This is a genomic window from Bradyrhizobium sp. SBR1B (assembly GCF_014198205.1).
GTDB lineage: Bacteria > Pseudomonadota > Alphaproteobacteria > Rhizobiales > Xanthobacteraceae > Bradyrhizobium.
Genome location: NZ_JACIHC010000004.1, coordinates 130,060 through 152,704 on the forward strand (window position 1 = coordinate 130,060; position 22,645 = coordinate 152,704).

The 22,645-nt window shown below is 64.3% G+C and carries 21 protein-coding genes and 2 pseudogenes; 10 read left to right on the top strand and 13 right to left on the bottom strand.

Features of this window, described 5'->3' with window-relative positions; genetic code table 11:
- Positions 1 to 91: 91 nt before the first annotated feature.
- The 3 genes from GGD61_RS12345 to GGD61_RS12355 form a co-directional block, all read right to left on the bottom strand.
- The gene (locus GGD61_RS12345; protein WP_026201934.1) at positions 92 to 838 is read right to left on the bottom strand and encodes an outer membrane protein; all 747 of its coding nucleotides are present in this window, start codon (positions 836 to 838) and stop codon (positions 92 to 94) included.
- A gap of 222 nt (positions 839 to 1,060) precedes the next feature.
- Positions 1,061 to 1,735, bottom strand: a complete 675-nt coding sequence (locus GGD61_RS12350; protein WP_018317911.1) for an outer membrane protein — start codon at positions 1,733 to 1,735, stop codon at positions 1,061 to 1,063.
- A 235-nt stretch (positions 1,736 to 1,970) separates the two neighbouring features.
- Positions 1,971 to 2,720 carry an outer membrane protein gene (locus GGD61_RS12355; protein WP_018317912.1) on the bottom strand — a complete coding sequence of 250 codons (750 nt, stop codon included), beginning with the start codon at positions 2,718 to 2,720 and terminating at the stop codon, positions 1,971 to 1,973.
- 447 nt (positions 2,721 to 3,167) lie between these two features.
- Here GGD61_RS12355 and GGD61_RS12360 point away from each other — a divergent pair, with 447 nt between their 5' ends.
- Entirely contained in the window at positions 3,168 to 3,665 is a 498-nt protein-coding gene (locus GGD61_RS12360; protein WP_018317913.1) for a single-stranded DNA-binding protein, read from the top strand.
- 354 nt (positions 3,666 to 4,019) lie between these two features.
- Positions 4,020 to 6,758: a DNA gyrase subunit A gene (gene gyrA, locus GGD61_RS12365; RefSeq protein ID WP_092257908.1), complete on the top strand. Its 2,739-nt coding sequence runs from the start codon at positions 4,020 to 4,022 to the stop codon at positions 6,756 to 6,758.
- A gap of 9 nt (positions 6,759 to 6,767) precedes the next feature.
- On the opposite strand, the gene GGD61_RS12370 is transcribed toward gyrA, so the two are convergent.
- The 4 genes and pseudogenes from GGD61_RS12370 to GGD61_RS12380 form a co-directional block, all read right to left on the bottom strand.
- A complete protein-coding gene (locus GGD61_RS12370; protein ID WP_244550679.1) occupies positions 6,768 to 7,406 on the bottom strand; it encodes a phosphotransferase family protein in 639 nt (212 codons plus the stop codon).
- Positions 7,407 to 7,417: 11 nt separating this feature from the next.
- Positions 7,418 to 7,732 carry a hypothetical protein gene (locus GGD61_RS40465; protein WP_244550680.1) on the bottom strand — a complete coding sequence of 105 codons (315 nt, stop codon included), beginning with the start codon at positions 7,730 to 7,732 and terminating at the stop codon, positions 7,418 to 7,420.
- Between the two features lie 110 nt (positions 7,733 to 7,842).
- Positions 7,843 to 9,695, bottom strand: a pseudogene (locus GGD61_RS12375) (potassium transporter Kup).
- A gap of 174 nt (positions 9,696 to 9,869) precedes the next feature.
- Positions 9,870 to 10,127 carry a hypothetical protein gene (locus tag GGD61_RS12380; protein WP_092257914.1) on the bottom strand — a complete coding sequence of 86 codons (258 nt, stop codon included), beginning with the start codon at positions 10,125 to 10,127 and terminating at the stop codon, positions 9,870 to 9,872.
- 261 nt (positions 10,128 to 10,388) lie between these two features.
- On the opposite strand from GGD61_RS12380, the gene coaD reads away from it, so the two are divergent.
- The 5 genes and pseudogenes from coaD to queA all read left to right on the top strand — a co-directional run bounded on the left by coaD (position 10,389) and on the right by queA (position 13,617).
- Entirely contained in the window at positions 10,389 to 10,886 is a 498-nt protein-coding gene (gene coaD / locus GGD61_RS12385; protein ID WP_018317918.1) for a pantetheine-phosphate adenylyltransferase, read from the top strand.
- A gap of 35 nt (positions 10,887 to 10,921) precedes the next feature.
- Positions 10,922 to 11,485 carry a peptidylprolyl isomerase gene (locus tag GGD61_RS12390; RefSeq protein WP_092257917.1) on the top strand — a complete coding sequence of 188 codons (564 nt, stop codon included), beginning with the start codon at positions 10,922 to 10,924 and terminating at the stop codon, positions 11,483 to 11,485.
- 9 nt (positions 11,486 to 11,494) lie between these two features.
- Positions 11,495 to 11,916, top strand: a pseudogene (locus tag GGD61_RS40470) (hypothetical protein).
- Positions 11,913 to 12,377, top strand: coding sequence for a peptidylprolyl isomerase (locus tag GGD61_RS12395; protein ID WP_018317921.1), 465 nt, complete (start codon positions 11,913 to 11,915; stop codon positions 12,375 to 12,377). The pseudogene GGD61_RS40470 and the gene GGD61_RS12395 overlap by 4 nt, the downstream one beginning before the upstream one ends.
- Before the next feature lie 166 nt (positions 12,378 to 12,543).
- Positions 12,544 to 13,617 (top strand): tRNA preQ1(34) S-adenosylmethionine ribosyltransferase-isomerase QueA, encoded by a 1,074-nt coding sequence (queA, locus tag GGD61_RS12400; protein ID WP_092257923.1) that lies wholly within the window; start codon positions 12,544 to 12,546, stop codon positions 13,615 to 13,617.
- A gap of 124 nt (positions 13,618 to 13,741) precedes the next feature.
- Here the strand turns inward: queA and GGD61_RS12405 are convergent, their stop codons facing one another.
- From GGD61_RS12405 to GGD61_RS12420, 4 genes are all read right to left on the bottom strand, one after another.
- Positions 13,742 to 14,779 (bottom strand): aspartate-semialdehyde dehydrogenase, encoded by a 1,038-nt coding sequence (locus GGD61_RS12405; RefSeq protein ID WP_092257926.1) that lies wholly within the window; start codon positions 14,777 to 14,779, stop codon positions 13,742 to 13,744.
- Between the two features lie 242 nt (positions 14,780 to 15,021).
- Positions 15,022 to 15,624, bottom strand: a complete 603-nt coding sequence (locus tag GGD61_RS12410) for a PepSY domain-containing protein (RefSeq protein WP_177237199.1) — start codon at positions 15,622 to 15,624, stop codon at positions 15,022 to 15,024.
- Positions 15,625 to 15,875: 251 nt separating this feature from the next.
- Positions 15,876 to 16,622: a TetR/AcrR family transcriptional regulator gene (locus GGD61_RS12415; protein WP_177237165.1), complete on the bottom strand. Its 747-nt coding sequence runs from the start codon at positions 16,620 to 16,622 to the stop codon at positions 15,876 to 15,878.
- A gap of 136 nt (positions 16,623 to 16,758) precedes the next feature.
- Positions 16,759 to 17,943, bottom strand: a complete 1,185-nt coding sequence (locus GGD61_RS12420; RefSeq protein ID WP_409362464.1) for a patatin-like phospholipase family protein — start codon at positions 17,941 to 17,943, stop codon at positions 16,759 to 16,761.
- 215 nt (positions 17,944 to 18,158) lie between these two features.
- On the opposite strand from GGD61_RS12420, the gene tgt reads away from it, so the two are divergent.
- The gene (gene tgt, locus GGD61_RS12425; RefSeq protein ID WP_092257937.1) at positions 18,159 to 19,304 is read left to right on the top strand and encodes a tRNA guanosine(34) transglycosylase Tgt; all 1,146 of its coding nucleotides are present in this window, start codon (positions 18,159 to 18,161) and stop codon (positions 19,302 to 19,304) included.
- A gap of 10 nt (positions 19,305 to 19,314) precedes the next feature.
- On the opposite strand, the gene GGD61_RS12430 is transcribed toward tgt, so the two are convergent.
- Positions 19,315 to 19,533, bottom strand: coding sequence for a hypothetical protein (locus tag GGD61_RS12430; RefSeq protein WP_018317928.1), 219 nt, complete (start codon positions 19,531 to 19,533; stop codon positions 19,315 to 19,317).
- A gap of 221 nt (positions 19,534 to 19,754) precedes the next feature.
- On the opposite strand from GGD61_RS12430, the gene cysK reads away from it, so the two are divergent.
- Together cysK and GGD61_RS12440 are read left to right on the top strand one after the other, a co-directional pair.
- Positions 19,755 to 20,732 carry a cysteine synthase A gene (cysK, locus tag GGD61_RS12435; RefSeq protein ID WP_018317929.1) on the top strand — a complete coding sequence of 326 codons (978 nt, stop codon included), beginning with the start codon at positions 19,755 to 19,757 and terminating at the stop codon, positions 20,730 to 20,732.
- A 3-nt stretch (positions 20,733 to 20,735) separates the two neighbouring features.
- On the top strand, positions 20,736 to 20,978 hold the full coding sequence (locus GGD61_RS12440) for a BrnA antitoxin family protein (RefSeq protein WP_092257940.1): 243 nt from the start codon (positions 20,736 to 20,738) through the stop codon (positions 20,976 to 20,978).
- Positions 20,979 to 21,072: 94 nt separating this feature from the next.
- Here GGD61_RS12440 and GGD61_RS12445 read toward each other — a convergent pair whose 3' ends face one another.
- Complete coding sequence (locus GGD61_RS12445; RefSeq protein ID WP_018317931.1) at positions 21,073 to 22,506, bottom strand: caspase family protein; 1,434 nt, start codon at positions 22,504 to 22,506, stop codon at positions 21,073 to 21,075.
- Positions 22,507 to 22,645 lie beyond the last annotated feature (139 nt).

Here is a 22,645-nt window from a genome sequence, read left to right on the forward strand (position 1 = left end):
ACTGCGCGGCAAGGTGCCGCGAAAACAAAAAGGCCGGCGCAAGGCCGGCCTTTCGTGACGATGGGACGTCGGTAGCGATCAGGACTTCAGATCAATACCGGGCGACCACGGGGCCGCCGAAGGTGTAGTTGAGGCGGACTGTGCCCATGTCGACGTCCTGCTTGATCCGGTCGATGCGGTCGTTGACGCCGAGGATCGTGAACGAGTTGTTGCGCTTGCCCATGAACAGGTGGTCGTATTCGATCGCAACAGACCAGTTCGGTGCGAAGCCGAATTCGATGCCGGTGCCGACCGCGCCACCCCAGCGGGTCTCGCTCGCGCTGTCGAGGACGACGCCACCCAGCAGACCGTTATATTTGGCGTGCGTGACGGCCGCGCCACCCTTCACGTACCAGAGCACGTTGTTCCAGGCATAGCCGACCTGGCCGGTGAACAGGCCAATTGCGTCGATCTTGGTCTGGTTGACCAGCGGGCCAAGCACCAAGCTCGTATTCGAGCCCTTCAGGTTGGCCCAGTCGCCCTGAGCTTCGAGGCCGAACACCCAGTTGGCCGACTGCCAGCGATAGCCGACCTGGCCGCCGACGACGCCGCCGGTCGCATTGTGACAGCCTTCAGCCGTGTCCGGACCGGCAATGCCGAAGATATTGTTGACGTCCCAGCAGTTGCGGCTCGAGGCGCCGCCGCCGTTGATACCGATGTAGAAACCGCTCCAATTGTACATCGCGATCGGCGCGACCGGAGCCTTGGTGTAGGGGCGGGCCGCCAAATCGGCCGCCGAGGCGGGTGCCAACGCGCTAAGTGCGAACAAGCTGGCCGAAGCCAGCAAAAGCTTCTTCATATCCATTCCCCAGTTCCGTTTCTCTTTCTGACCTTCCGAAAAGCGGAAGAGCCAGCGGACCTATGACCCGATTAATGTCATTGCTTTACACCATTAAAGCCAAAGGTTGTGTCACCCGGGGGCCACATCTCTGCGAAAACGCGAGCGGGCCGGTTGGCGCGCAAAAAACAAAAAGGCCGGCGCGAGGCCGGCCTTTCGCAACGCGAGGCGTTGAAGTGTAGCTTAGTACTTGGCGACCACGGGGGCGCCGAAGTGATAGTTCACGCCGACCTGCACGGTGTGGAAGTTGAGCGTGCCGGTGGTGACCGGAGCGCCGAGACCGGAGAAGTAGGTCTCGCCGCCGAGGCTGCGATAGAGGTACTCGCCCTTGACCGACCACTGCGGAGCGAAGAACGCCTCGACGCCGGCGCCGACGGTCCAGCCCGAGTGGAACTTGCTGTCGGAGACGGTCACGCCGAGCGCGCTGACGCTGACCTTGTTGTCGATCCAGGCGTAACCACCGGTGCCGTAGAACAGCACGTTGTTGACGGCCCAGCCGATGCGGCCGCGGACGGTGCCGAGCGCGTCGGTCTTGGACGACACGGTGATGCCGAGAGCAGTCGCCGAGGCGCTGACGTCAGCCCAGGAACCATCGGCCTCGATGCCGAACACGACGTTGCCGGCCTGCCAGTTGTAGCCGGCGGTGCCGCCGACGAAGCCACCCTTCATCTTCGGGTCGCCGGAAGCGTTTTCCCAGGCGCCGCCACCGACGATACCGAGATAGAAGCCGGTCCAGTTGTAGACGGCAGCCGCCGGAGCGATCGGAGCCTTGGTGTAGGGGCGGGCTGCGAGGTCGGCCGCCGAAGCGGGCGCAGCGAGAGCGAACAAACAGGCCGAAGCCAACAAAACCTTCTTCATTTTCAACTAATCCCAGTCCCAGTTTCTGTTGTTGCCTTCCTGACCGGAAGGGCAGCGGACTCAACGGCCCAACTAATGCCGTGCTTACACCACTAAAGCCGCAAGTTGTGTCTCCGAAAAGCCACAGCAGTCGAAAAGGTGATGGTTACTGACTTATTGCTTCCGTTTCACGTCGCGCCAAACGAAAAAGGCCGGCGCGAGGCCGGCCTTAGACGTCAATGATGTCAGAGGGATATCAGTACCGCGCGACGCCCTGCGCACCCCAGTTGAAGTGATAGTTCACGCCTGCCTTGACCGTGTGGACGGTATCGGTCCACTCGGACCGGTTGGTCACGACGGGGCTGTACTGAATCGTGCTCTTGCCGAAGTCGATATAGTTGTATTCGACCTTGGCCGACCAGTTCGGAGCGAACATGTATTCCGCGCCGGCGCCGACGGTCCAACCCCAGCGGGTGTTGTTCTGGATGAAGACGTTTCCGGGGACGCCATCGTAGCGATGCTGAATGTCGCCGACCGCAGCGCCGCCGCTGACGAAGAAGAGAGCGGGGCCGGTCGAGTAGCCGAGACGGCCCTTGATGTCGCCGAAGCCGCGGATTCTCGTGAAATAGGTGTCGCCGAGGCCGGCATTGATCTCGGCCGAACGACCGTTGATGTCAGCCCAATGATAGTCGCCCTCGATGCCGAACACCCAGTTGGCCGCCTGCCAGTTGTAGCCGACCACGCCACCGACAAAGCCGCCGGTGGTGTCGTAGTTCTGACTTCCCGCAAAGAGCGCCGTATTCGGACCGCCAAAGAAGGTTTCGTCGCTGCGGCCCCAGGCACCGCCGCCCTGCACACCGAGGTAGAAGCCGGTCCAGGTATAGATCGGAGCGGGGGGCGCGACCGGCGCCTTTGTATAGGGACGCGCTGCGAGATCCGCAGCACCGGCCGGAGCCGAGAGGGTCAGCGCAACCGCGCCGGCGAAGCCAAACAAAATCTTCTTCACTGTAATCTCCCCAGTCGTGTCCGCCTCTCTGAGTTCCCCAAGGCGGACGATCAGGCGCGAGGCCCATTGCATCAATTCCAGGCACGACGATAGCTCGATTCTGCGGCAGAGTCCGTGCCCGGAGTGCAACAGTTGGATGTAATCGACCTACCTCTAACTTAATGAATGTTAAGTAGTTTTTGGCGTTCACGGGAACCCGATTTGGTTCCATCCCGATTGCCATCGCAGCGCCATCTGGATGCCATCGCGTCTCCACATTGGCGGCGATTTCTGGAGGAACAAATCTGGAACAGATCGCCGGTCGGTGCTATATGTGGGGATAACCTCGGGGGTGATGGGCTGATCAGCCCCTGCAAGCGTATAGGGTCGCCTTAACAGGGCGCAGAGGAACGCGGGCAGCGCGCTCGGCCTTAGGAAATTCAGTGGCATTCGGAGTGGAGAGCGGCGATGGCGGGAAGCGTCAACAAGGTCATTCTGGTTGGAAATCTCGGCAAGGATCCTGAAATCCGCCGCACCCAGGACGGGCGGCCGATCGCGAATCTGAGCATCGCCACCTCCGAGACCTGGCGCGACAAGAACAGCGGCGAGCGCAAGGAAAAGACCGAGTGGCATCGCGTCGTGATCTTCAATGAAGGGCTCTGCAAGGTCGCCGAGCAATACCTGAAGAAGGGCGCGAAGGTTTACATCGAGGGCGCGCTCCAGACCCGCAAATGGACCGACCAGAGCGGCGTCGAGAAGTACTCGACCGAGGTCGTGCTCCAGGGCTTCAATTCGACGCTCACGATGCTCGATGGCCGTGGCGGCGGCGGAGGAGGCGGCAGCTTCGGCGACGAGCCGGGCGGCGATTTCGGCTCCTCCGGTCCAGTCAGCAGCGCGCCGCGCCGTCCCGTCGCCGCCGGCGGCGGTGGCCGCAACAGCGACATGGACGACGACATCCCGTTCTGAGAACGGACCGGACGATCAGGGGGCGCTGCCGGCTGAGCGGCGCCTTCTCATTTCGTGTCAGCAAACCTTACTAATCGGCAGGAAGGGCTCGGGTTTTCCGGGCCCGCTTCATGTTTGGGTTGAACTCGGATTGCCCAGCGCAATCGCGTCGAAGGGCGCGTTGACGCGCGATCGACAGGGGTCCCAGAGGCGATTTCGGAAGGCCTGTTCCCGGTCCCTCCGAGACGCTCCCCTTAAGGCCGTAAGTTATTGGAAAAATAAGCGGAAAAAGCGCTTCCCTGAAGCCTGCGAGGGTGGTTATCAGGGTCTCGATGCGCTATATGATTCCCAGATAAAACCTCACCGGATTTCCCCTTGGCTGACGACGACGACAAGCCCGGCGACCAGCCGGGGCAACCCTCGGATATTCGCCCCGTCTCCATCTTCGAGGAGATGAAGAAGTCCTATCTCGACTACGCCATGAGCGTGATCGTGGCGCGGGCGCTGCCTGATGCCCGGGACGGTCTGAAGCCGGTGCACCGCCGCATCCTGTTCTCGATGAACGAGCAGGGGCACACGCCCGACAAGAAGTACGTCAAATCCGCCCGCGTGGTCGGTGACGTCATCGGTAAGTATCACCCGCACGGCGACCAGTCGATTTACGACGCCATGGTCCGCATGGCGCAGGACTTCTCGATGCGCGTGCCGTTGATCGACGGCCAGGGCAATTTCGGCTCGGTCGACGGCGATCCCCCGGCTGCCTATCGTTACACCGAAGCGCGCCTGACCAAGGCCGCGCTGGCCCTGCTGGCCGACATCGACAAGGACACTGTCGACTTCCAGCCGAACTACGACAACAACGAGACCGAGCCGTCGGTCTTGCCGGCCAAGTTCCCGAACCTTCTCGTCAACGGCGCCGGCGGCATCGCGGTCGGCATGGCGACCAATATCCCGCCGCACAATCTAGGCGAGGTCATCGACGCCTGCGTCGCGCTGATCGACAACCCCGCGCTCACCATCGACGAGCTCATCAACATCGTGCCCGGACCGGATTTCCCGACCGGCGGCGTCATTCTCGGACGGCAGGGCATCCGCTCCGCCTATCACCTCGGCCGCGGCTCGATCGTCATGCGCGGCAAGGTCGCGATCGAGACCATCCGCAAGGAGCGTGAGGCGCTCATCATCACCGAGATTCCCTACCAGGTGAACAAGGCGACGATGGTCGAGCGCATCGCCGAGCTGGTGAAGGAAAAGAAGATCGAGGGCATCGGCGACCTGCGCGATGAATCGGATCGCGAAGGCTACCGCGTCGTCATCGAATTGAAGCGCGACGCCGTGCCGGATGTGGTGCTGAACCAGCTGTACCGTTTCACGCCGCTGCAGACCAGCTTCGGCGTCAACATGGTGGCGCTCGACAGCGGCCGTCCGCGGATCATGCATCTGAAGGACCTGCTCGCGATCTTCGTCGACTTCCGTGAGCGGGTCGTCACGCGGCGCACCAAGTACCTGCTCGCCAAGGCGCGCGACCGCGCCCATATTTTGGTCGGTCTGGCGATCGCGGTTGCCAATATCGACGAGATGATCCGCGTGATCCGGACCTCGCCGGACCCGACCACCGCGCGCGACACGCTGATGTCGCGCGACTGGCCGGCCCGGGACGTCGAGGACATGCTGACCCTGATCGACGATCCCCGTCACCGCATCAGCGCGGACGGCACGATCCGGCTGTCGATGGAGCAGGCGAGGGCCATTCTCGACCTGCGCCTTCAGCGCCTCACCGCACTCGGCCGCGACGAAATCCGCGACGAGCTCGACAAGCTTGCCGGCGAGATTGCCGATTATCTCGACATCCTGCGCTCGCGCGAGCGCGTGCTGGGCATCATCAAGACCGAGCTTGCCGAGGTGAAGGCCGAGTTCGCCACCCCGCGGCGCACCGTCATCATCGAGCAGGAAGGCGAGGTCGAGGACGAGGACCTGATCCAGCGCGAGGACATGGTCGTCACGGTGTCCCACGCCGGCTACGTCAAGCGTGTGCCGCTGTCGGCCTACCGGGCGCAGCGCCGCGGCGGCAAGGGCCGCGCCGGCATGCAGACCCGCGACGAGGATTTCGTCTCGCGCCTGTTCGTGGCCTCCACGCACACGCCGGTTCTGTTCTTCTCCTCGCGCGGCCAGGTCTACAAGGAGAAGGTCTGGCGTCTGCCGATGGCCGCGCCGAACGCGCGCGGCAAGGCGCTGATTAACATCCTGCCGCTGGAGCAGGGCGAGCGCATCACCACCATCATGCCGCTGCCGGAGGACGAATCCACCTGGGGCGAGCTCGACGTGATGTTCGCCACGACAGGCGGCAATGTCCGCCGCAACAAGCTGTCCGACTTCGTCGACGTCCGCCGCTCCGGCATCATCGCCATGAAGTTGGACGACGGCGAGTCGATCGTCGACGTGCAGATCTGCACCGAGCGCGACGACGTGCTGCTGACCGCCGCCGGCGGCCAGTGTATCCGCTTCCCGGTCCCCGATGTGCGCGTGTTCACCGGGCGCACCTCGATGGGCGTGCGCGGAATCGCGCTCGGCGAAGGCGACAAGGTGATCTCGCTGGCGATCCTGCGCCATGTCGAGACCACCTCGGACGAGCGCTCGGCCTACCTGAAGATGCGCCGCGCCGTCGCCGGCGAAGCTGTGGCCGAAGATGCCGCCGCGGACGCCGAGGCCGAGGAGACCTCCGGCAGCTTCCAGCTCGCGCAGGAGCGTTACGCCGAGATGTCGGCGCAGGAGCAGGTCGTGCTCACCGTCTCCGTCAACGGTTATGGCAAGCGGACATTGTCCTACGAGTACCGCACCACCGGCCGCGGCGGCAAAGGCATCGTCGCCATGAGCGTCAACAACCGCAACGGCAATCTGGTCGCGTCCTTCCCGGTGGAAGATGCCGACCAGATCATGCTGGTCACCGACAAGGGCCAGCTGATCCGCTGCCCGGTCGAAGGCATCCGCATCGCCGGCCGCTCGACGCAAGGCGTGATCGTGTTCGACACCGCCGAGGACGAGCATGTCGTCTCGGTCGAGCACATCACGGAAGAGGCCGAGAGCGGGAATGGCGAGAACGGGAACGGGGCGTGATGCCCCGTTCTACACGCCGTTCGCAAGCTCGCTCGTGAGGTCGGCAAGCGCCTCTCGCTTGCCGATCTGTGCCATCCAGCACCAGAGCTCCAGCGTGCAGTACAGCCGATAGAGACCGAGCGTCTCCTGCCAGTCGGGGCGCCCCATCTGACCACAGCCGGCGAGCAATCCGTCGCGCTTTGGCGCATCCTTCGGCGTGAAATAGTACAGCGCCTTCGCGATATCCATCAACGGATCGCCCGATGTCGCGTTCTCGAAGTCGACGATGCCCGTCAGGCGTGGTGCGCCCTGCGACGTCACCAGCACATTGCCGGCATGGAAATCGTAGTGGCACAGTCGAGGGGTGATTGCTGCCTCGAACAGTTGCTGTCGTGCCGTGACGCTGTCGCGAAGACGCGCGGCTAAAGCTGGATCGCCGCCGCGTGTGAGAAACTCCCTGAGCTTTCGGTCGAACTGCGCCGACATGTAGGCTTGGTTGCTCGGATGGGCCGTCCAGACCCCGTTGGGGCCGATATAGCCGAAGCTGTCGAGCGTGATGTCGTTGATCCGGCGCAGCGTCGCGCCCATCTCGGCGTAGATCGCAAACAGCTCGGTCTCCGACAGCGTTGCCGCGCGTCGGCCAAGCACGACGCCCTCCAACTTGGTCATGAGCACATAGTTCAGCTCGATACCGATCGCGTGTCGTCGGCAAGCAGGATTTTGGGAATGGACGTGCCGAGGTCTCGCAGGAGCCCCAGGACGTAAACCTCCTTGGCCATCTTCCATTGCAGCGATTCCGGATAGACCTTGAGGATGCAGGGGCGCGCATCCGCCAGCGCGATCTCGAGCACGGTGCTGATCTCCCCGCCATGTAGCTCTGTGATGCCGAGCAGCGATGCCTGCGGGTATATCCGGCGGATGATCGCTTGCACCTGATCGGCCGAGACCGGCAGGCGTGGCTTCAGCTTCAAGGAAGGAGCGTCACTGGTTGTCATGGCTTCAAGGTCAGGCTTGTATCCTGGATGGAGCAAAGCGAAATCCGGGTTCTCGCAAGGTTCAAAAGTCCCGGATTGCGCTGCGCTCCATCCGGGCTACGCGCCATGCCCTAAATCTCCAGCTCCGTGCCGAACTCCACCACCTGCTTGGTCGGCACGCCGAAGAACGCGGCCGATCGTTCGGCGTTGCGCTGGAGGAAGGCGAACACGCCTTCGCGCCAGACCCACATGCCCGGAATGTCCTCGCTGGGAATGATGGTCTCGCGGCCGACATAATAGGTGATGTCGGAGAGGTCGATGCCGGGCAGCTTGCTCTGGCGGCAGACGAGATTCAGGCCTTCATAGATCGTCGGGTTCTGCATGAAGCCGTAATGCAGGATCACGCGGGTGATGCCGGGAATGATCTCGATCACCTCGGCGCGGTCCTCGTCCGCGATGTGCGGCAGCTCCTCGATCAGCACGGTGACCAGCAGCACGCGTTCGTGCAGCACGCGGTTGTGCCTGACGAACTGGGTGAGCGCGAGCGGCACGCCGCGCGGTGCGGAGGCCAGGAACACGGCGGTGCCGGGCAGCCTTGCGCTGCACTTGTTCACGGCGGTCTCGATCAGATCTTCCTCGGGCTGCCGCAGCCGGCCCCTCGCGGCCTCGACCAGCTTCACGCCGGCGCGCCAGGTCAGCATCAGGAAGGCGACGAGGCCGGCGAGCAGCAGCGGAAACCAGCCGCCCTCGAACAGCTTGATCGAGTTGGCCGAGAAGAAGATCACGTCGATGACGAAGAAGGCGCCGTTCACGGCCACCACGAGCCAGGGCGAATAGCCCCACTGGATCGCGACCAGCGCGGCGAGCAGCGTCGTGATCGCCATCAGCAGCGACACCGCGATGCCGTAGGCGCCGGCAAGCGCGTCCGACGTGCCGAAGCTCAGGACTGCCCCGAGCGTCGCAGCTGCAAGCAGCCAGTTCACCAGCGGCACGTAGATCTGGCCGATCGCGTGGCTCGTGGTGTGACGGATCAGCATGCGCGGCAGGAAGCCGAGCTGGATCGACTGCTGGGTCAGCGAGAACACGCCGGAGATGATCGCCTGCGAGGCGATCACGGTCGCGACCGTCGAGAATGCGACCAGCAGATAGTGCAGGGCGTCGGGGCAGAGCTGGAAGAACGGATTTTCGATCATCGTGGGATCGGTGATCAAGAGAGCAGCCTGGCCGAAATAATTCAGCACCAGCGCGGGCAGGCAGATGGCGAACCAGGCGAGGCGGATCGGCAGGCGGCCGAAATGTCCCATGTCGGCATACATGGCCTCACCGCCGGTCACCGCGAGAAAGGCCGCGCCGAGAATTCCGAACGAGATGTGGAAATCCTGGTGGATCAGGAAGTCGAAGGCGTAGAGCGGGCTGAGCGCCACCAGCACCGCCGGCGCCTTGACGATGCCGTGGATGCCGAGCGCCGCGAGCACGACGAACCAGGCCAGCATCACCGGCCCGAAGATGCGGCCGATGAAGCCGGTGCCCTGCTTCTGCATCATGAACAGGCCGATCAGGATGGCGACGGTCACGGGCACCACGGCCGGCGCAAGCGAGGGGGCGTCGACCTTGAGGCCCTCGATGGCTGAGAGCACCGAGATGGCCGGCGTGATCGCGCCGTCGCCATAGAGCAGCGCAGCGCCGACGAGCCCGCCACCAGGAGATGGGCGCGCCATGTGCCTGGCTGGGCGTGGCGGGCATGCAGCAGCGCCAGCAGGGCGACAATGCCGCCTTCGCCGCGATTGTCCGCGCGCAGGATCAGCAGCGCATATTTCAGGGAGATGATCAGCAGCAGGGCCCAGAGGATCAGCGAGGCAATCCCCAGGACAGCATCGTGACTGAGTGTGCCGCCATGGGCAGCCGCCTTGGCGGCTTCCTTCAGGGCATAGAGCGGGCTGGTACCGATATCGCCATAGACCACCCCGAGGGCGCCCATGGTCATGGCAAGCGGTAGCGGATCAGGATGGTGGCCGGAAACGACAGCGGGCGTACTGGACAATGGCAACCCCCCGATAGGATCGCGCCCGACGGGCCATTCCGGCGGGCGCGAGCAACGCAGTCTGCGACGAGACGTCGCAAAACTCCATCGGGATTATGTGACGTGAAGCTGACAGGCCTACGGGGTGCGGTTGGCGGTCACGAGGCGAGCCTCGCGGACATTCGCCTTGGTGCCGGCCTTGCGCAGGCAGGAGGCCTCGAAATTCGGCCAGGCCTGCTGCGAGCAGTCCTTGCCGATGGCGCGGATATCGAGCCGGTCGCTCTTGGCCAGCGGCTGCGGCACGCTGGCCTCGACGCTCGGGGCAAAGCCGGGCAGGAGGGTCAGGGCGGCGGCGACACACGCAGACAGAGCGATCGCTGAAAGAGTCTTGATCATTTGACAGTCCCCTGTGATGCGGCCGCCTACGCCCAGTGTGCGGCCCGTCATTCGTTGGCCGGATTAGTAACCATGGCCAGTTTCCGGACGTCTTCGCCGGCACGGGAAATGGTTTCGTATCCGCGCCGCTTTGTTTCGTGGTCGCACTCAGGACGAAACAAACCGGCCATCGCCGACAGGGCCGGCGGGATATTTCGCCGGAAAATGGCTGGGGAACCGGCCCGGCTTGCCGGGCCGGGCCGGGCGCGGTAGGAGGGGACTATGCCGCGCATTGCCTTCTATCCCGGTTCCTTCGACCCCATCACCAACGGCCATCTGGACGTGGTCCGGCACAGCGTCTCCCTGTGCGACCGGCTCGTGGTTGCGATCGGGGTCCACCCCGGCAAGAAGCCGCTGTTCTCGACCGAGGAGCGGCTGCAGATGCTCCATGACGTCTGCGGGCCGCTGGCCGCCAAGGCCGGCTGCGTGCTCGAAGCTGTGACGTTTGATGATTTGTCGGTCACGGCGGCGCGCAAGCACGGTGCGACGATCATGATTCGGGGCCTGCGTGACGGCAGCGATCTCGACTACGAGATGCAGCTCGCCGGCATGAACGAGGCGATGGCGCCGGAGGTGCATACGGTCTTCCTGCCGGCCTCTCCCATGGTTCGCCCGATCACCGCCACTTTGGTGCGCCAGATCGCCGGCATGGGCGGGGACGTCTCGGCCTTCGTCCCGCCGCAGGTTGCGGCCCAGCTCAAGGCAAAATTCGCCGCATAACGGCGCGCTTCCTTTCTCTCTGATCCGGAGTTGTCATGATCCGAATTCTCGCAGTTCTTGCCGCGCTTCTGTTCGCGGTACCGGCGGTGGCGCAGCAATTGCCGGCCAATCTCGACAAGGCCAACGCCATCGTCATCGATACCACCAAGGGCCGCATCGTCATCAAGCTGCGCACCGATATCGCGCCCCAGCATGCCGAGCGCATCAAGCAGCTCGCGCGCGAGGGCTATTACAACAACGTGCCGTTCCATCGTGTCATGGACGGCTTCATGGCGCAGACCGGCGACGGCCAGAACTTCAACGGTACCGGCGGATCGAAATATCCGAACCTGAAGCAGGAATTTTCCAAGGTGCATTTCGCCCGCGGCATCGTCGGCATGGCCCGGCGCGGCGACAGCGTCGACAGTGCCAACTCGCAGTTCTTCATCATGTTCGCCGACGGCGGCAGCCTCGATAACCAGTACACCGTGATCGGCGAGGTCGTGCAGGGCATGGACGTCGTCGACAAGCTGAAGAAGGCTCCTCCCGGCTCCCCCGGCGGCGCCGTGACCGATCCCGACAAGATGGTGAAGGTGCAGGTCGCCTCCGACATCAAATAGGAGAAGGCGATGGCACGCTGTGGCGACAGGCTCCTGCTGGTTGCTGCGGTGCTGTTGCTCGGCGTGTCCAGTGCGGCCGCCGAGGATAGGCAGGTCAATACCATCCAGGATATCTTCCGGCACCTGCGCACCTGCTGGAAACCGCCGCCGGCCGCCAAGGCCAGGCCACTCGACATCACCGTCGTCGTGAGCTTTAACCGGTCCGGCGACATTCTGGGCCATCCGAGGATCTCCTATGAATCCGCGGAGGCCTCCGACAATGACCGGCTGCAATACCGGATCGCGGTGATGGAGGCGTTGCAACGCTGCACGCCGATGCCATTTACCGAGGCAATGGCCGGTGCCGCCGCGGGACGTCCATTCGCGATCCAGTTCCGCAGCCGCAAACGCCTGACAAGACTTCACCCCCAACGCAAGAGAGACGAGCATGAGCGCCACCGAAAACACCCTGATCCTCGAGACCACCCAGGGCCCGGTCACCATCGAGATGCGGCCCGACCTCGCGCCCGGCCATGTCGCGCGCATCAAGGAGCTGGTCCGGGAGGGCTTCTACGACGGAATCGTGTTCCACCGCGTGATCGACGGCTTCATGGCGCAGACCGGCTGCCCGCAGGGCACCGGCACCGGCGGCTCGGGCAAGAAGCTGAAGGCCGAGTTCAACAAGGAGCCGCATGTGCGCGGCACCACCTCGATGGCGCGCGCCGCCAACCCGGATTCCGGCGACAGCCAGTTCTTCATCTGCTTCGACGACGCCCGCTTCCTCGACAACCAGTACACGGTGTGGGGCAAGGTCACCGAGGGCATGGAGAACGTCGACAAGATCAAGCGCGGCGAGCCGGTGCAGAACCCCGACAAGATCGTCAAGGCGCGGATGGCGGCTGACGCTGAGTAAGCGTTCCCCCTCATGGTGAGGAGGCGCGAAGCGCCGTCTACGGACGATGCTTTGCATCGCCGAGCGAATCATGAAGGCCGAGCTGATGCAGCCGGGCCTTCATCCTTCGAGACGCGCGTTCCGCGCTCCTCAGGATGAGGAGTGACTGCACGGCGCTGAGCCCGACATGCGCACCGACCTGTTCGATTTCGACCTGCCCGCCGAGCGCATCGCGTTGCGCCCGGCGAGCCCGCGCGACTCCGCGAAGATGCTGGTCGTCGAGAACGGCGCGCTGCGCGACCAGACCATCGCCGATCTCGCACAATGGCTGAAACCGGGCGACCAGCTCGTCGTCAACGACACCAAGGTGATCGCGGCGCAATTGAAGGGCCGCCGCATCGGCCGCGAGACCGAGCCCAGAATCGAGGCGACGCTGATCAAGCGGCTCGACGGCTCGCGCTGGCAGGCGCTGGTAAAGCCCGCGAAGAAGCTTGTCGCCGGCGACCGCATCCGCTTCGGCAATGAAGGCAAGGTCTGCCTGCTCGGCCATCTCGATGCCGAGGTCGAGGCCAAGGGCCTCGAAGGCGAGGTCACGTTGTCGTTCTCGTTCCACGGCCCGGCGCTGGATCAGGCCATCGCCGATCTCGGCAGTCCGCCGCTGCCGCCCTACATCGCCTCCAAGCGCACGACCGACGATCAGGATCTCGCCGACTACCAGACCATGTTCGCTGTAAACGAAGGCGCGGTCGCAGCGCCCACCGCGGGACTGCACTTCACCCCGGCGCTGGAGCAGGCGCTGCGCGCGCGCGGCGTCGGCATCAACCAGGTCACGCTGCATGTCGGGGCAGGGACGTTTTTGCCGGTGAAGGTGGACGACACCGAAGGCCACAAGATGCACGCGGAGTGGGGCACGATCTCCGCCGAGACGGCGGAGCAGCTCAACGCGGCACGAAAGAACGGCGGCCGTATCATAGCCGTCGGCACCACGTCATTGCGCTTGCTCGAGAGCGCCGCGAGCGAAGACGGCACCATCCAGCCGTTCGCGGCCGAGACCTCGATCTTCATCACCCCCGGCTATCGCTTTCGCGCGGTCGATATCCTGATGACCAATTTCCATTTGCCGAAATCGACGCTGTTCATGCTGGTGTCGGCGTTTTCGGGGCTGGAGACGATGAAGCAGGCCTACGCGCATGCGATTGCGAGCGGGTATCGGTTCTATTCGTATGGCGATGCGTGCTTGCTCTTCAGGTCGCGCGGCTAAGCGCTGGCGCTGTAGGGTGGGCAAAGCGAAGCGTGCCCACGTCTTTCTTGAATGCGGAGAAGAACGGTGGGCACGACGCTTGCGCGCCTTTGCCCACCCTACGATACCTACCCTACGACACCGGTTACGCCATCACCCGCTGCGGCAGCAGCTCCGCAATCTGCACCGCGTTGAGCGCCGCACCCTTCAAGAGCTGATCCGCCGCCACGAACATCGAGATCGAATGCCCGGAGGGATCGCTGAGGTCCTTGCGGATGCGGCCGACCAGGACGTCGTCCTGACCCGAGGCGTCGATCGGCATCGGGAAGTAGTTCTTGACGCGGTCGTCGACGACCTTCACGCCGGGCGCCCGGGCCATGATGGCGCGGACCTGGTCCTCGGTGATCTCCTTCTCGCATTCGAAGGTGATGGCCTCGCAATGCGCGCGCAGCACCGGCACGCGCACGCAGGTGACGCCGATCGCGATCCTCTCGTCCTCGAAGATCTTGCGGGTCTCCTTGATGACCTTGGTCTCTTCGTCGTTGTAGCCGGTGTCAGGGTCGACGGCAGTGTTGTGGTTGAAGAGGTTGAACGCGTAGGGGTGCGGCATCACCTTCGGCGTATAGACCTGCCCGTTGAGATTGGCGCGGGTGGATTCGACCAGTTCCTCCATCGCGGCCGCGCCGGCGCCGCTGGCGGCCTGGTACGTCGAGATGATGACGCGCTTGATGCGGTTCTTCTGGTGGATCGGCCACAGCGGCACCAGCGCGGTGATCGCGGCGCAGTTCGGGTTCGCGATAATGCCCTTGTGGTCGCGGATGCGGTTCGCGTTGATCTCGGGGATCACGAGCGGCACGTTCGGATCCATGCGGAAGGCGGAGGAGTTGTCGACCACGACCGCGCCGGACTTCACTGCGATCGGCGCAAACTTCTTGGAGATGCTGCCGCCAGCGGAGAACAGGGCGATATCGACCCCTTCGAAGGAGCGCTCGGTCAGCTCCTCGATCACGACCGGCTGGCCGCGGAACGACACTGTCTTGCCGGCCGAGCGGGCACTGGCCAGCGCCTTGAGCTTGCCGACGCGAAAGCCGCGCTTGTCCATGGTGGCGATGAATTCGGCGCCCACTGCACCGGTGACGCCGACAATCGCGACGACGGGATCGTTACTCACTTTGTCCTCCATTGCATTTCGGTTGAGCTGAGACTTAGGCAACAAAAAAGCCCCGGACCAACGAGGGCGGGGCTTGCCGTAGAGCTGATGCGTTTTAGTCGACGACTACGCGCGCACGCCTCCCCGGGCCCCTGAGGCCGTGGTGGTTTTGGTCGTGCGTTTGGTGGTCGTGAACATGGCGGCGACTTATGCGGGAGAGTTTTGCGCCCGTCAATGGCTTTTCACCCCGGTCGATGCCCGGGGCCGGACTCCCGCTATTTCGCCCTGGCGCCCGGCGGCTCAAGGGTGACCTCCTTGAGGTCGTCGCCGCTGACGACGACGATCGAAAAGTTCAGTCGGCCGCGTTCGCGCACCAAGCCGCCGCTGATCGCCTTGCCCGAGGCGGCGCGTTCGGCGACGCGGACGGCATCGGCGAGGCGGTGCCTGATCGCACCGAGCGCTGCGAGGTTGTCGCGGTCCTCGTGGTCGAGCTCAGTGAGGGGGAGGGCGGCTTCGCCGCCGACGAGCTCGCCGGTCGATGCATTGATGGTATGGCGCCAGATCCGGTCGTTGTGCAGGGTCTTCACCCGATACACCGGCACGCGGGCGGCCCCGTCGAAACTCACATCCGCCGTGGTGGCGCCGGCGTGCCGGGCTTCGGCGATCGACATGGCCTGGCTGATCGAGATCGACGAGCTGCGGAAGCGCTCGATCTCGCGGCTGACGGCTTGGCGGTCGGCCTCGGCATCACCATCTGTGTCGCTGTGAAGGGCGGTCGGCGTACCCGCGGTCACGATCGCCCGCGCAGGCGCGGCGAGGAGGAGTGCGGAGAAGGCGATCGCAAGCAATCGCGAGATATGTCGTTCAGCTGTCTTCATGCTCGAAACCTCTGGCCGGCGAGCGGGCCTGATCATCCGAAAGAAGACGCGGCCGACCTTGGGCATCGGTCGGCCGCGGAGCGTCGTGACGGGCTGTACCCGCCGCGGCGATCGAAGCGATACGGACCTCTTTGGGGCTGGTGAAAAAGCGGTCCGTATCGCCTTATAACTAAACCATACCGTATCGTTTTATTTTGGTCAATGCCGTCGGCCTCACCCCCATGGGGATAGATCGCGCGCTCACGGAATTGTCAGCGGGAGGGGCGGCGGCGCTGTGTGCTGCCCTTGGTCTCCTGGGCGCGGTCGGCAGGCCCCAGCGCGCCGGCCAGGAACAGCTTGATGGCCGCGCGCATGCGCTTTTCGGCGGCCTTCATCTCGAGGGCGGTTCCGAAGGTCGCCATGCGGTGGGTGTGACCGACGACCACGTCGAGAAACACCTCGGCTGCAATGTTGGTGTCCTCGACGTCGAGCGCGCCTTGCGCCACCAGACGGTCGAAGAAGCGCGCCGTGGTGGCGACGGCTTTCATCCAGCCTTCCTCCTTGCCGAGCTTGGCAACGTCGGGGAAGTTGATGGCCTGCGACGTCATCATGCGGCTGAAGGCGACGGCGTCGGGTCCGCAGGTGAATGTCAGCATCTCGCGCCCGATCTCCACCAGGCGCTGCTCGACCGAGATGTCGGAGGCGCTGGAGAGCTGCGTCTCGGCGGCGGCCGACAATGGCGCAAGCCAGCGCGCAATCTCGCGCCTCAGCACGGCGGCAAACAGGCCGCGCTTGTCTCCGTAGCGGGAATAGACGGTGGGCTTGCTGACCCGGGCCGCTTCCGCGACCGCGTCGAGCGAGGTGGCGTCGAAGCCGCGGTCCAGGAACAGGCGGGTGGCGACCTCGATCAGCCGCTGGTCGCGCTCGATGGCGGCGGTCTTCGTCGGCCGGCCGCCGCGGGATTTCGGCACCTCGCGCCGCGGCGCTGCTGGTCTCGTCCTGGTCGCAGTCAATCCCATGCCCAATGATTCCTGCGCGTTTCTGACACTCGTCATTCGCTCTATATCGCGCAGGAGGGGAGGCGTCATCGCGAATCTGGCCGAATTGGCCGTATCGTCAACGGTTTCGGCAGGGCCTCGTTCCGTCTCCGGAAGCTCATGGCACCGTCGAGCTCCAGGCCTGACCGGCAGCGGCCTTGTCATATCCGTATTGGTAGAGCGCCCGCATATAGGCGGTGTCGAACCCTTCCGAAGGCGGCGCCGGATACTCGCGCGCGATGTAGGAGAGGTGGAAGCCGAGACGGTTGCGCTTGGCGAAATCATAGGTCGAGAAGATGATCGAGCGCGTCTGCGACTGGGTGATCGCCGACAGGCTGCGCGAGGCGACATCGATGGTGCCGTTGGAGACCAGCTCGAAATTGCGTTCGATCTTCTTGTTGACGAGGATGTAGATGTCCATCTTCGCGTTGCCGGGCAGGCGGTTGCCCTGGAAAAGCAGGGCTTCCGGCAGCGTCAGCACCGGCGCGGTCACGCCGCCGTCGACATGCATCTCCTGAAACTTGCGGCCCTGACCCTCGGCGTCGATCATGATCGGCGGAAACACAAGGGGGATGCTGGCGGAGGCCGCCATCACGTCGCGAAAAAGTTTGAGCGCCTCGGGCGTGCCGACCGCGGCGATCTCGCCCATGTCCCAGATCGCGGTGCGCTGGGTGTCGAGATCGGTCGTCACCACCAACAGCTTTCGGCCCTTGGCATTCTCGCGCGCGACTTGCGCCATGACCTCCGGCCCGACATAGCGGGCGACGAGCTCGCGCAGCCTCGTGTTGCCGAACAGGCCGGATCCGAACAGCACGCGCATGATGCTGGGATCGTTCAACAGGGTCTCGGCGATGCCGCTGGTATAGACCTCCTTCAGCGTGTCGTCGTATTGCGAGCCCAGAAATGCAAACGGTGCGATCAGGCCGCCGGTGCTCACGCCCGAGACGACGGAGAAGGTGGGCCGGGTTCTGGCCGCGGTCCAGCCGTTGAGCACGCCGACGCCGTAGGCGCCATCGGCGCCGCCGCCGGAGAGCGCCAGATAGGACTTCGTCGCGGTGCTGGTGTCCTTCTCGAAGCTGAATTTCGTGATGGGCTCGTCGGCGTAGCGCCTGAGGCCATCGATCTCGAGCACGCGCGATGTGCTGGCTTCTGCGGCCGTATAAGGTGTCCGGGGCAGCGAGGTGCAGGTGCCGAGCACCAGGCTGCACGCCAGGACCAGAAATCCGGCCAGGCGGCCGCCTGTCTGCCTGATCCAGTCATGCGAGCGGCCGGCGACGTCAGTCGAGCAGGAAGCGAAGGGCATTGTCGGTGGCTGGCGATCACGCATTTACCGCCGCCGGCAAATTCGCCGCGGCATCTCGTCCAGCCCCCAGGATAAAACTACACTGTATCGTTTTGTTTAACAAGGGTGGCGGTACGAGTTTTCGCGTCGATTATGTCCCAGTCCGAGGCACTGACCGGCCACTGTGTGGGTTGGGCGGGTTGATCGGCTTCCTCCGACACGCAATAAGCACGGCCATGAATCCGGACCATGATCTTCCCAATCACTTTGAATTGCTCGGCACTGATGGTGCCGCGCGGACCGGGCGCCTGACCACGCCTCATGGCGTGGTGCGCACGCCCGCCTTCATGCCGGTCGGCACCGCTGGCGCCATGAAGGGTATGCACTGGCGCGAGGTGCGCGATGCCGGCGCCGACATCGTGCTTGGCAACACCTATCACCTGATGCTGCGTCCGAGCGCCGAGCGGATCGCAGCCCTTGGCGGCTTGCAGCAGTTCACCGGCTGGAACGGGCCGATGCTGACGGATTCCGGCGGCTTCCAGGTGATGTCGCTGTCGGACCTGCGGAAGGTCACCGAGAACGCCGTCACCTTCCGTTCGCATATCGACGGTGCCAAGGTCGAACTGTCGCCGGAGCGCTCGATCGAAGTGCAGCGCTTGCTTGGCTCCGATATCGCCATGCAGATGGACGAGTGCGTGCGGCTGCCGGCCGAGCGCGCCGACATTGAGCGTGCGATGCAATTGTCGCTGCGCTGGGCCGAGCGAAGCAAGCGCGCCTTCGAGAGCGCGCCCGACGGCTACATGCTGTTCGGCATCGTGCAGGGCGGCGACGTCCCGCAGCTTCGCCACGAGAGCGTGCAAGGTCTCGTGGCGACCGGTTTCCACGGCTATGCGATCGGCGGCCTTGCCGTCGGCGAGCCGCAGGCGGTGATGCTGGCGATGATCGACGAGACCGCACCATTGCTGCCGAAAGAGCGCCCGCGCTATCTGATGGGCGTCGGCACGCCCGACGACATCCTCGAAGCCGTCAAACGCGGCATCGACATGTTCGATTGCGTGATGCCGACGCGCAATGGCCGGCACGGCGTCGCCTTCACCCGCTTCGGCCAGGTGAATTTGCGCAATGCCCGCCACGCCGACGATCCGCGTCCGCTGGATGAGGAGAGCTCATGGCCGTCGGCGCGCAACTGCGCGCGCGCCTATCTGCATCACCTCGTCAAGGCGGGCGAGACGCTGGGGGCGATGCTGCTGTCTGAAATCAATATCGCTTACTACCAGTTCCTGATGCAGGGCATCCGGGACGCGATCGCACATGGAAAATTCGATGAGTTCTATCAGCGTACGCGCGCGGACTGGGCGAGGGGCGATATCGCCCCGCGCTAGGGAAATAACGCTAGTTGCACACGATCCGCTGCTTGACGGCGTGCTTGGTGACAAAGCCATAGCCGCAATTGTCGCAGGTCCAGAGATAGCTGATGAAATGGTCCGACACATACGCAGATGCTTCGGCGGCGACCATGGAGTCGGCGCACACGGGACAGGTCGGCAACTCGCTGCAACGCGGATCACGCCTTAGCGCTACGGTCGGCATCACTTCAGCAACTGCTGACATCGTGTGACCTCCCTGCTTTGAGACCTAAGTCTAACATAAGCAGAATCAGTTGACGAGGTCGCAACACAAATGCGTTGGTTTTCTGCTAATTGAAGCTCACGCGATTTTGCGATGCAGCGTATTTAACATGTGCCGCATTCTCGCTTGCGTGTCGTCGCAGGCTATCCGTAACTGCGCATGAGCTGCGTAAGAAGCGCAAGTGTCGTCACAGGGAGTTCATCATGGACGCATCGTCCACCACGGGTGCAGCGCACCAACCCGGCCGGGGCCGGATCTATGACTCGATCGTCGACGCCTTCGGCAATACGCCGACCGTGCGCTTGCGCCGGCTGCCCGGCATGCACGATGTGAATGCCACGATTTTGGCAAAACTTGAATATTTCAATCCGGCCGCGAGCGTGAAGGACCGCATCGGCGCGGCCATGATCATCGCGATGGAGAAAGCGGGCATCGTCAAGCCCGACACCGTGCTGATCGAGCCGACCTCCGGCAATACCGGCATCGCGCTCGCCTTCGTGGCGGCTTCACGCGGCTACCGCCTCAAGCTGGTGATGCCGGAATCGATGTCGATCGAGCGGCGCAAGATGCTGGCTTTTCTCGGTGCCGAGCTGGTGCTGACGCCGGCGGCGCAGGGCATGAAAGGCGCGATCGCCGCCGCCGAGGAGCTGTTGAAGACGACGCCGAACTCGGTGATGCCGCAGCAGTTCAAGAACCTCGCCAATCCCGAGGTGCACCGCCGCACCACCGCAGAGGAGATCTGGAACGACACCGGCGGCAATATCGATTTCTTCGTGGCCGGGGTTGGCACCGGCGGCACGATCACCGGCGTCGGCCAGGTGCTCAAGCCGCGCAAGGCCTCACTTCGCGTCGTCGCGGTCGAGCCGGAGGAAAGCCCGGTGCTGTCAGGCGGACAGCATACGCCGCACAAGATCCAGGGCATCGGCGCCGGCTTCGTTCCCGACATCCTCGACCGCGCCGTGATCGACGAGATCGTGAAGATCAACTCGACGACGGCGATCGAGACCTCGCGCGCGCTGGCGCGGCATGAGGGCATTCCAGGCGGCATCTCCTCGGGCGCGGCGATCGCTGCGGCGATCCAGATCGGCAAGCGGCCGGAAGCGGCGGGAAAGACCATCCTGGCGATCGTGCCGTCCTTCTCGGAGCGGTATCTTTCGACAGCGCTGTTTGAGGGAATCTAGGACATGGCGGATCAACCCCCGAGGCGGCCGCGCACACTCGGAGATGCCAGGACCGAGGCCGAGGCGGCATTCAAGAAGGTGACAGCCAAGGTCGCCGCGGCCCCGCCGAAGCCGAACGTGGCGCCGGGAATCAGGGAGCAGGTGACGCTGCGCATCGATCAGGACGTGCTGGAGTTTTTCCAGGAGGGCGGACCGGGTTGGCAGGACCGCATCAACGAGGCGTTGCGCAAGGCCGCGGGGAAGTAGCTAACCTCGCAATGGCGGGCATGCTGCGACACCGTCGCACCAAAGAAAAGGCCCGGCGCGAGCCGGGCTTTTGTGTTTTCAAGCTTACCGCATCTCAGCGGCGGAACATGCCGCCCATCATGCCACCGACGACGCCGCCCACGAACGCCGCGCCGGCGGCATCGCCGGGATTGCTGCGCTGGGGAGCCGGTGCCGGTGCCGGTGCGCTGCTGCCTGCGGGCGCGGCGGCACGGCGGGCCGCCTTCTGGCTGTTGTCGCTCGCGGTCGGCGGGGCGGCCTGGACCTCCGAGATCAGGGCCTTGTGCTGGTGCTTGTTGAGGTAACCCGATGAGGGATAGCCGCGCGCGGCCTGCCAGCGCTTGAGCACGGTCCGGGTCTCATCACTGAACACGCCGGTCTGCTTGGTGTCGAAGCCGAGCCCGGTGAGGCGACGCTGCACGTCGCGGCGCTGGGTCTTGTCGAGGCCGATCTGATCCTCGGTGAGCTGGGTGGCCTCGTCGGTAAAGGTCGCCGGATCGACGCCGGCGTTGAGGGTGCGCGTCGCGGTCGACGGGCCGCTCTTGATGGCCGCGAGGCGTGCCAGCGCCAGCGCCTTGAACTGACCGTTCGGATAGGCGGAGAGATAGGCGTTGAGCTCTTCCGGCTTGTTGGACTCTTTCACCGAGCGCCAATATTCGAGCTCGACGCCGTCCGAGCTGCCGCTCGCCGCCGGCACGATGCCAGAAGCGGTCGGCGCCGCGTTGGCGACCTGGGTTGTCGGAGCCTGGTTGAGATAGACCGAGCCGGTCAAGTTGGTGTGGCCCCAGGGCAGCTGACCCTTGCGGGTCTCTTCATTGACTTGGGCGCGCACCGACGTCATCGCCTGCTGGATCTCGATGCCGGGCTTGGTGATGTTGTCGATCAGCGCACGGGTGAACGGGCTGTTGTTGCCCTCCTGACCGTCGAGCGCGGTCTGGCCGGGGCCGGTGGCGAACGCGATGAGAGTGCCTTCACCGGATTTCATCTCGGCAAGACCGCTCTGTACGTTGACGCTGCGCGTCGCGGAGTTCGACTTGATCTTGGCGGCGAACGGATTGTCGCGGCAGGCATCCAGGAAGACGAGCTTGACCTTGGCATCGCCCATGGTCTGCTCGAGCGTCAGATCGATGTTGATGGCGGCGCCCAGCTTGACGTCCATCTCCGACTTGATGTCGGCGTCGACCGGCAGCAGGTAATTGGTGCCGCTGACGGCGATGCCGTGGCCGGCATAATAGAACAGCGCGATGTCGGAGCCCTGCGCCTTGCGCCCGAAGTCGAGCAGCTTCTCCGTCATCTGGTCGCGGCTGAGATTGGAGCCTTCGATCACCTCGAAGCCGACATTGCGCAGCGTCGCCGCCATCGCCTTGGCATCGATCGGCGGGTTCGGCAATTGTGCGACGTTCTTGTAGGAGCCGTTGCCGACGACGAAGGCGACACGACGGTCCGCCTTCGCGGCACTGACCGACAGTGCCACGCACATGAGCGAAGCGAGGAGCGTGAGATAGCGCATTCTGAAATCCCCAGAATCGAATTGCAGGCAGCAACGAATTGGCAACAAACCTACACGAAGTGCCCGACTTCGCGCCACCGAAACGGCGGTCCGTTGCGTGCAACCCGCTGCTGTGTGGCCGAATGTGCACGATGGAAAT

Bases quoted from the DNA above. Each gene is read 5' to 3' on its own strand.
- cysK (WP_018317929.1), top strand. From the start codon at position 19,755: ATGGACGCATCGTCCACCACGGGTGCAGCGCACCAACCCGGCCGGGGC.
- GGD61_RS12405 (WP_092257926.1), bottom strand. From the start codon at position 14,779: ATGGAGGACAAAGTGAGTAACGATCCCGTCGTCGCGATTGTCGGCGTC.
- GGD61_RS12360 (WP_018317913.1), top strand. From the start codon at position 3,168: ATGGCGGGAAGCGTCAACAAGGTCATTCTGGTTGGAAATCTCGGCAAG.
- queA (WP_092257923.1), top strand. From the start codon at position 12,544: ATGCGCACCGACCTGTTCGATTTCGACCTGCCCGCCGAGCGCATCGCG.
- GGD61_RS12445 (WP_018317931.1), bottom strand. From the start codon at position 22,506: ATGCGCTATCTCACGCTCCTCGCTTCGCTCATGTGCGTGGCACTGTCG.
- GGD61_RS12350 (WP_018317911.1), bottom strand. From the start codon at position 1,735: ATGAAGAAGGTTTTGTTGGCTTCGGCCTGTTTGTTCGCTCTCGCTGCG.
- tgt (WP_092257937.1), top strand. From the start codon at position 18,159: ATGAATCCGGACCATGATCTTCCCAATCACTTTGAATTGCTCGGCACT.
- GGD61_RS12430 (WP_018317928.1), bottom strand. From the start codon at position 19,533: ATGTCAGCAGTTGCTGAAGTGATGCCGACCGTAGCGCTAAGGCGTGAT.
- GGD61_RS12345 (WP_026201934.1), bottom strand. From the start codon at position 838: ATGAAGAAGCTTTTGCTGGCTTCGGCCAGCTTGTTCGCACTTAGCGCG.
- GGD61_RS12420 (WP_409362464.1), bottom strand. From the start codon at position 17,943: ATGCCCTTCGCTTCCTGCTCGACTGACGTCGCCGGCCGCTCGCATGAC.
- GGD61_RS12390 (WP_092257917.1), top strand. From the start codon at position 10,922: ATGATCCGAATTCTCGCAGTTCTTGCCGCGCTTCTGTTCGCGGTACCG.
- coaD (WP_018317918.1), top strand. From the start codon at position 10,389: ATGCCGCGCATTGCCTTCTATCCCGGTTCCTTCGACCCCATCACCAAC.
- GGD61_RS12395 (WP_018317921.1), top strand. From the start codon at position 11,913: ATGAGCGCCACCGAAAACACCCTGATCCTCGAGACCACCCAGGGCCCG.
- GGD61_RS12410 (WP_177237199.1), bottom strand. From the start codon at position 15,624: ATGAAGACAGCTGAACGACATATCTCGCGATTGCTTGCGATCGCCTTC.
- GGD61_RS12440 (WP_092257940.1), top strand. From the start codon at position 20,736: ATGGCGGATCAACCCCCGAGGCGGCCGCGCACACTCGGAGATGCCAGG.
- GGD61_RS12415 (WP_177237165.1), bottom strand. From the start codon at position 16,622: ATGGGATTGACTGCGACCAGGACGAGACCAGCAGCGCCGCGGCGCGAG.
- GGD61_RS40465 (WP_244550680.1), bottom strand. From the start codon at position 7,732: ATGACAACCAGTGACGCTCCTTCCTTGAAGCTGAAGCCACGCCTGCCG.
- GGD61_RS12370 (WP_244550679.1), bottom strand. From the start codon at position 7,406: ATGACCAAGTTGGAGGGCGTCGTGCTTGGCCGACGCGCGGCAACGCTG.
- GGD61_RS12380 (WP_092257914.1), bottom strand. From the start codon at position 10,127: ATGATCAAGACTCTTTCAGCGATCGCTCTGTCTGCGTGTGTCGCCGCC.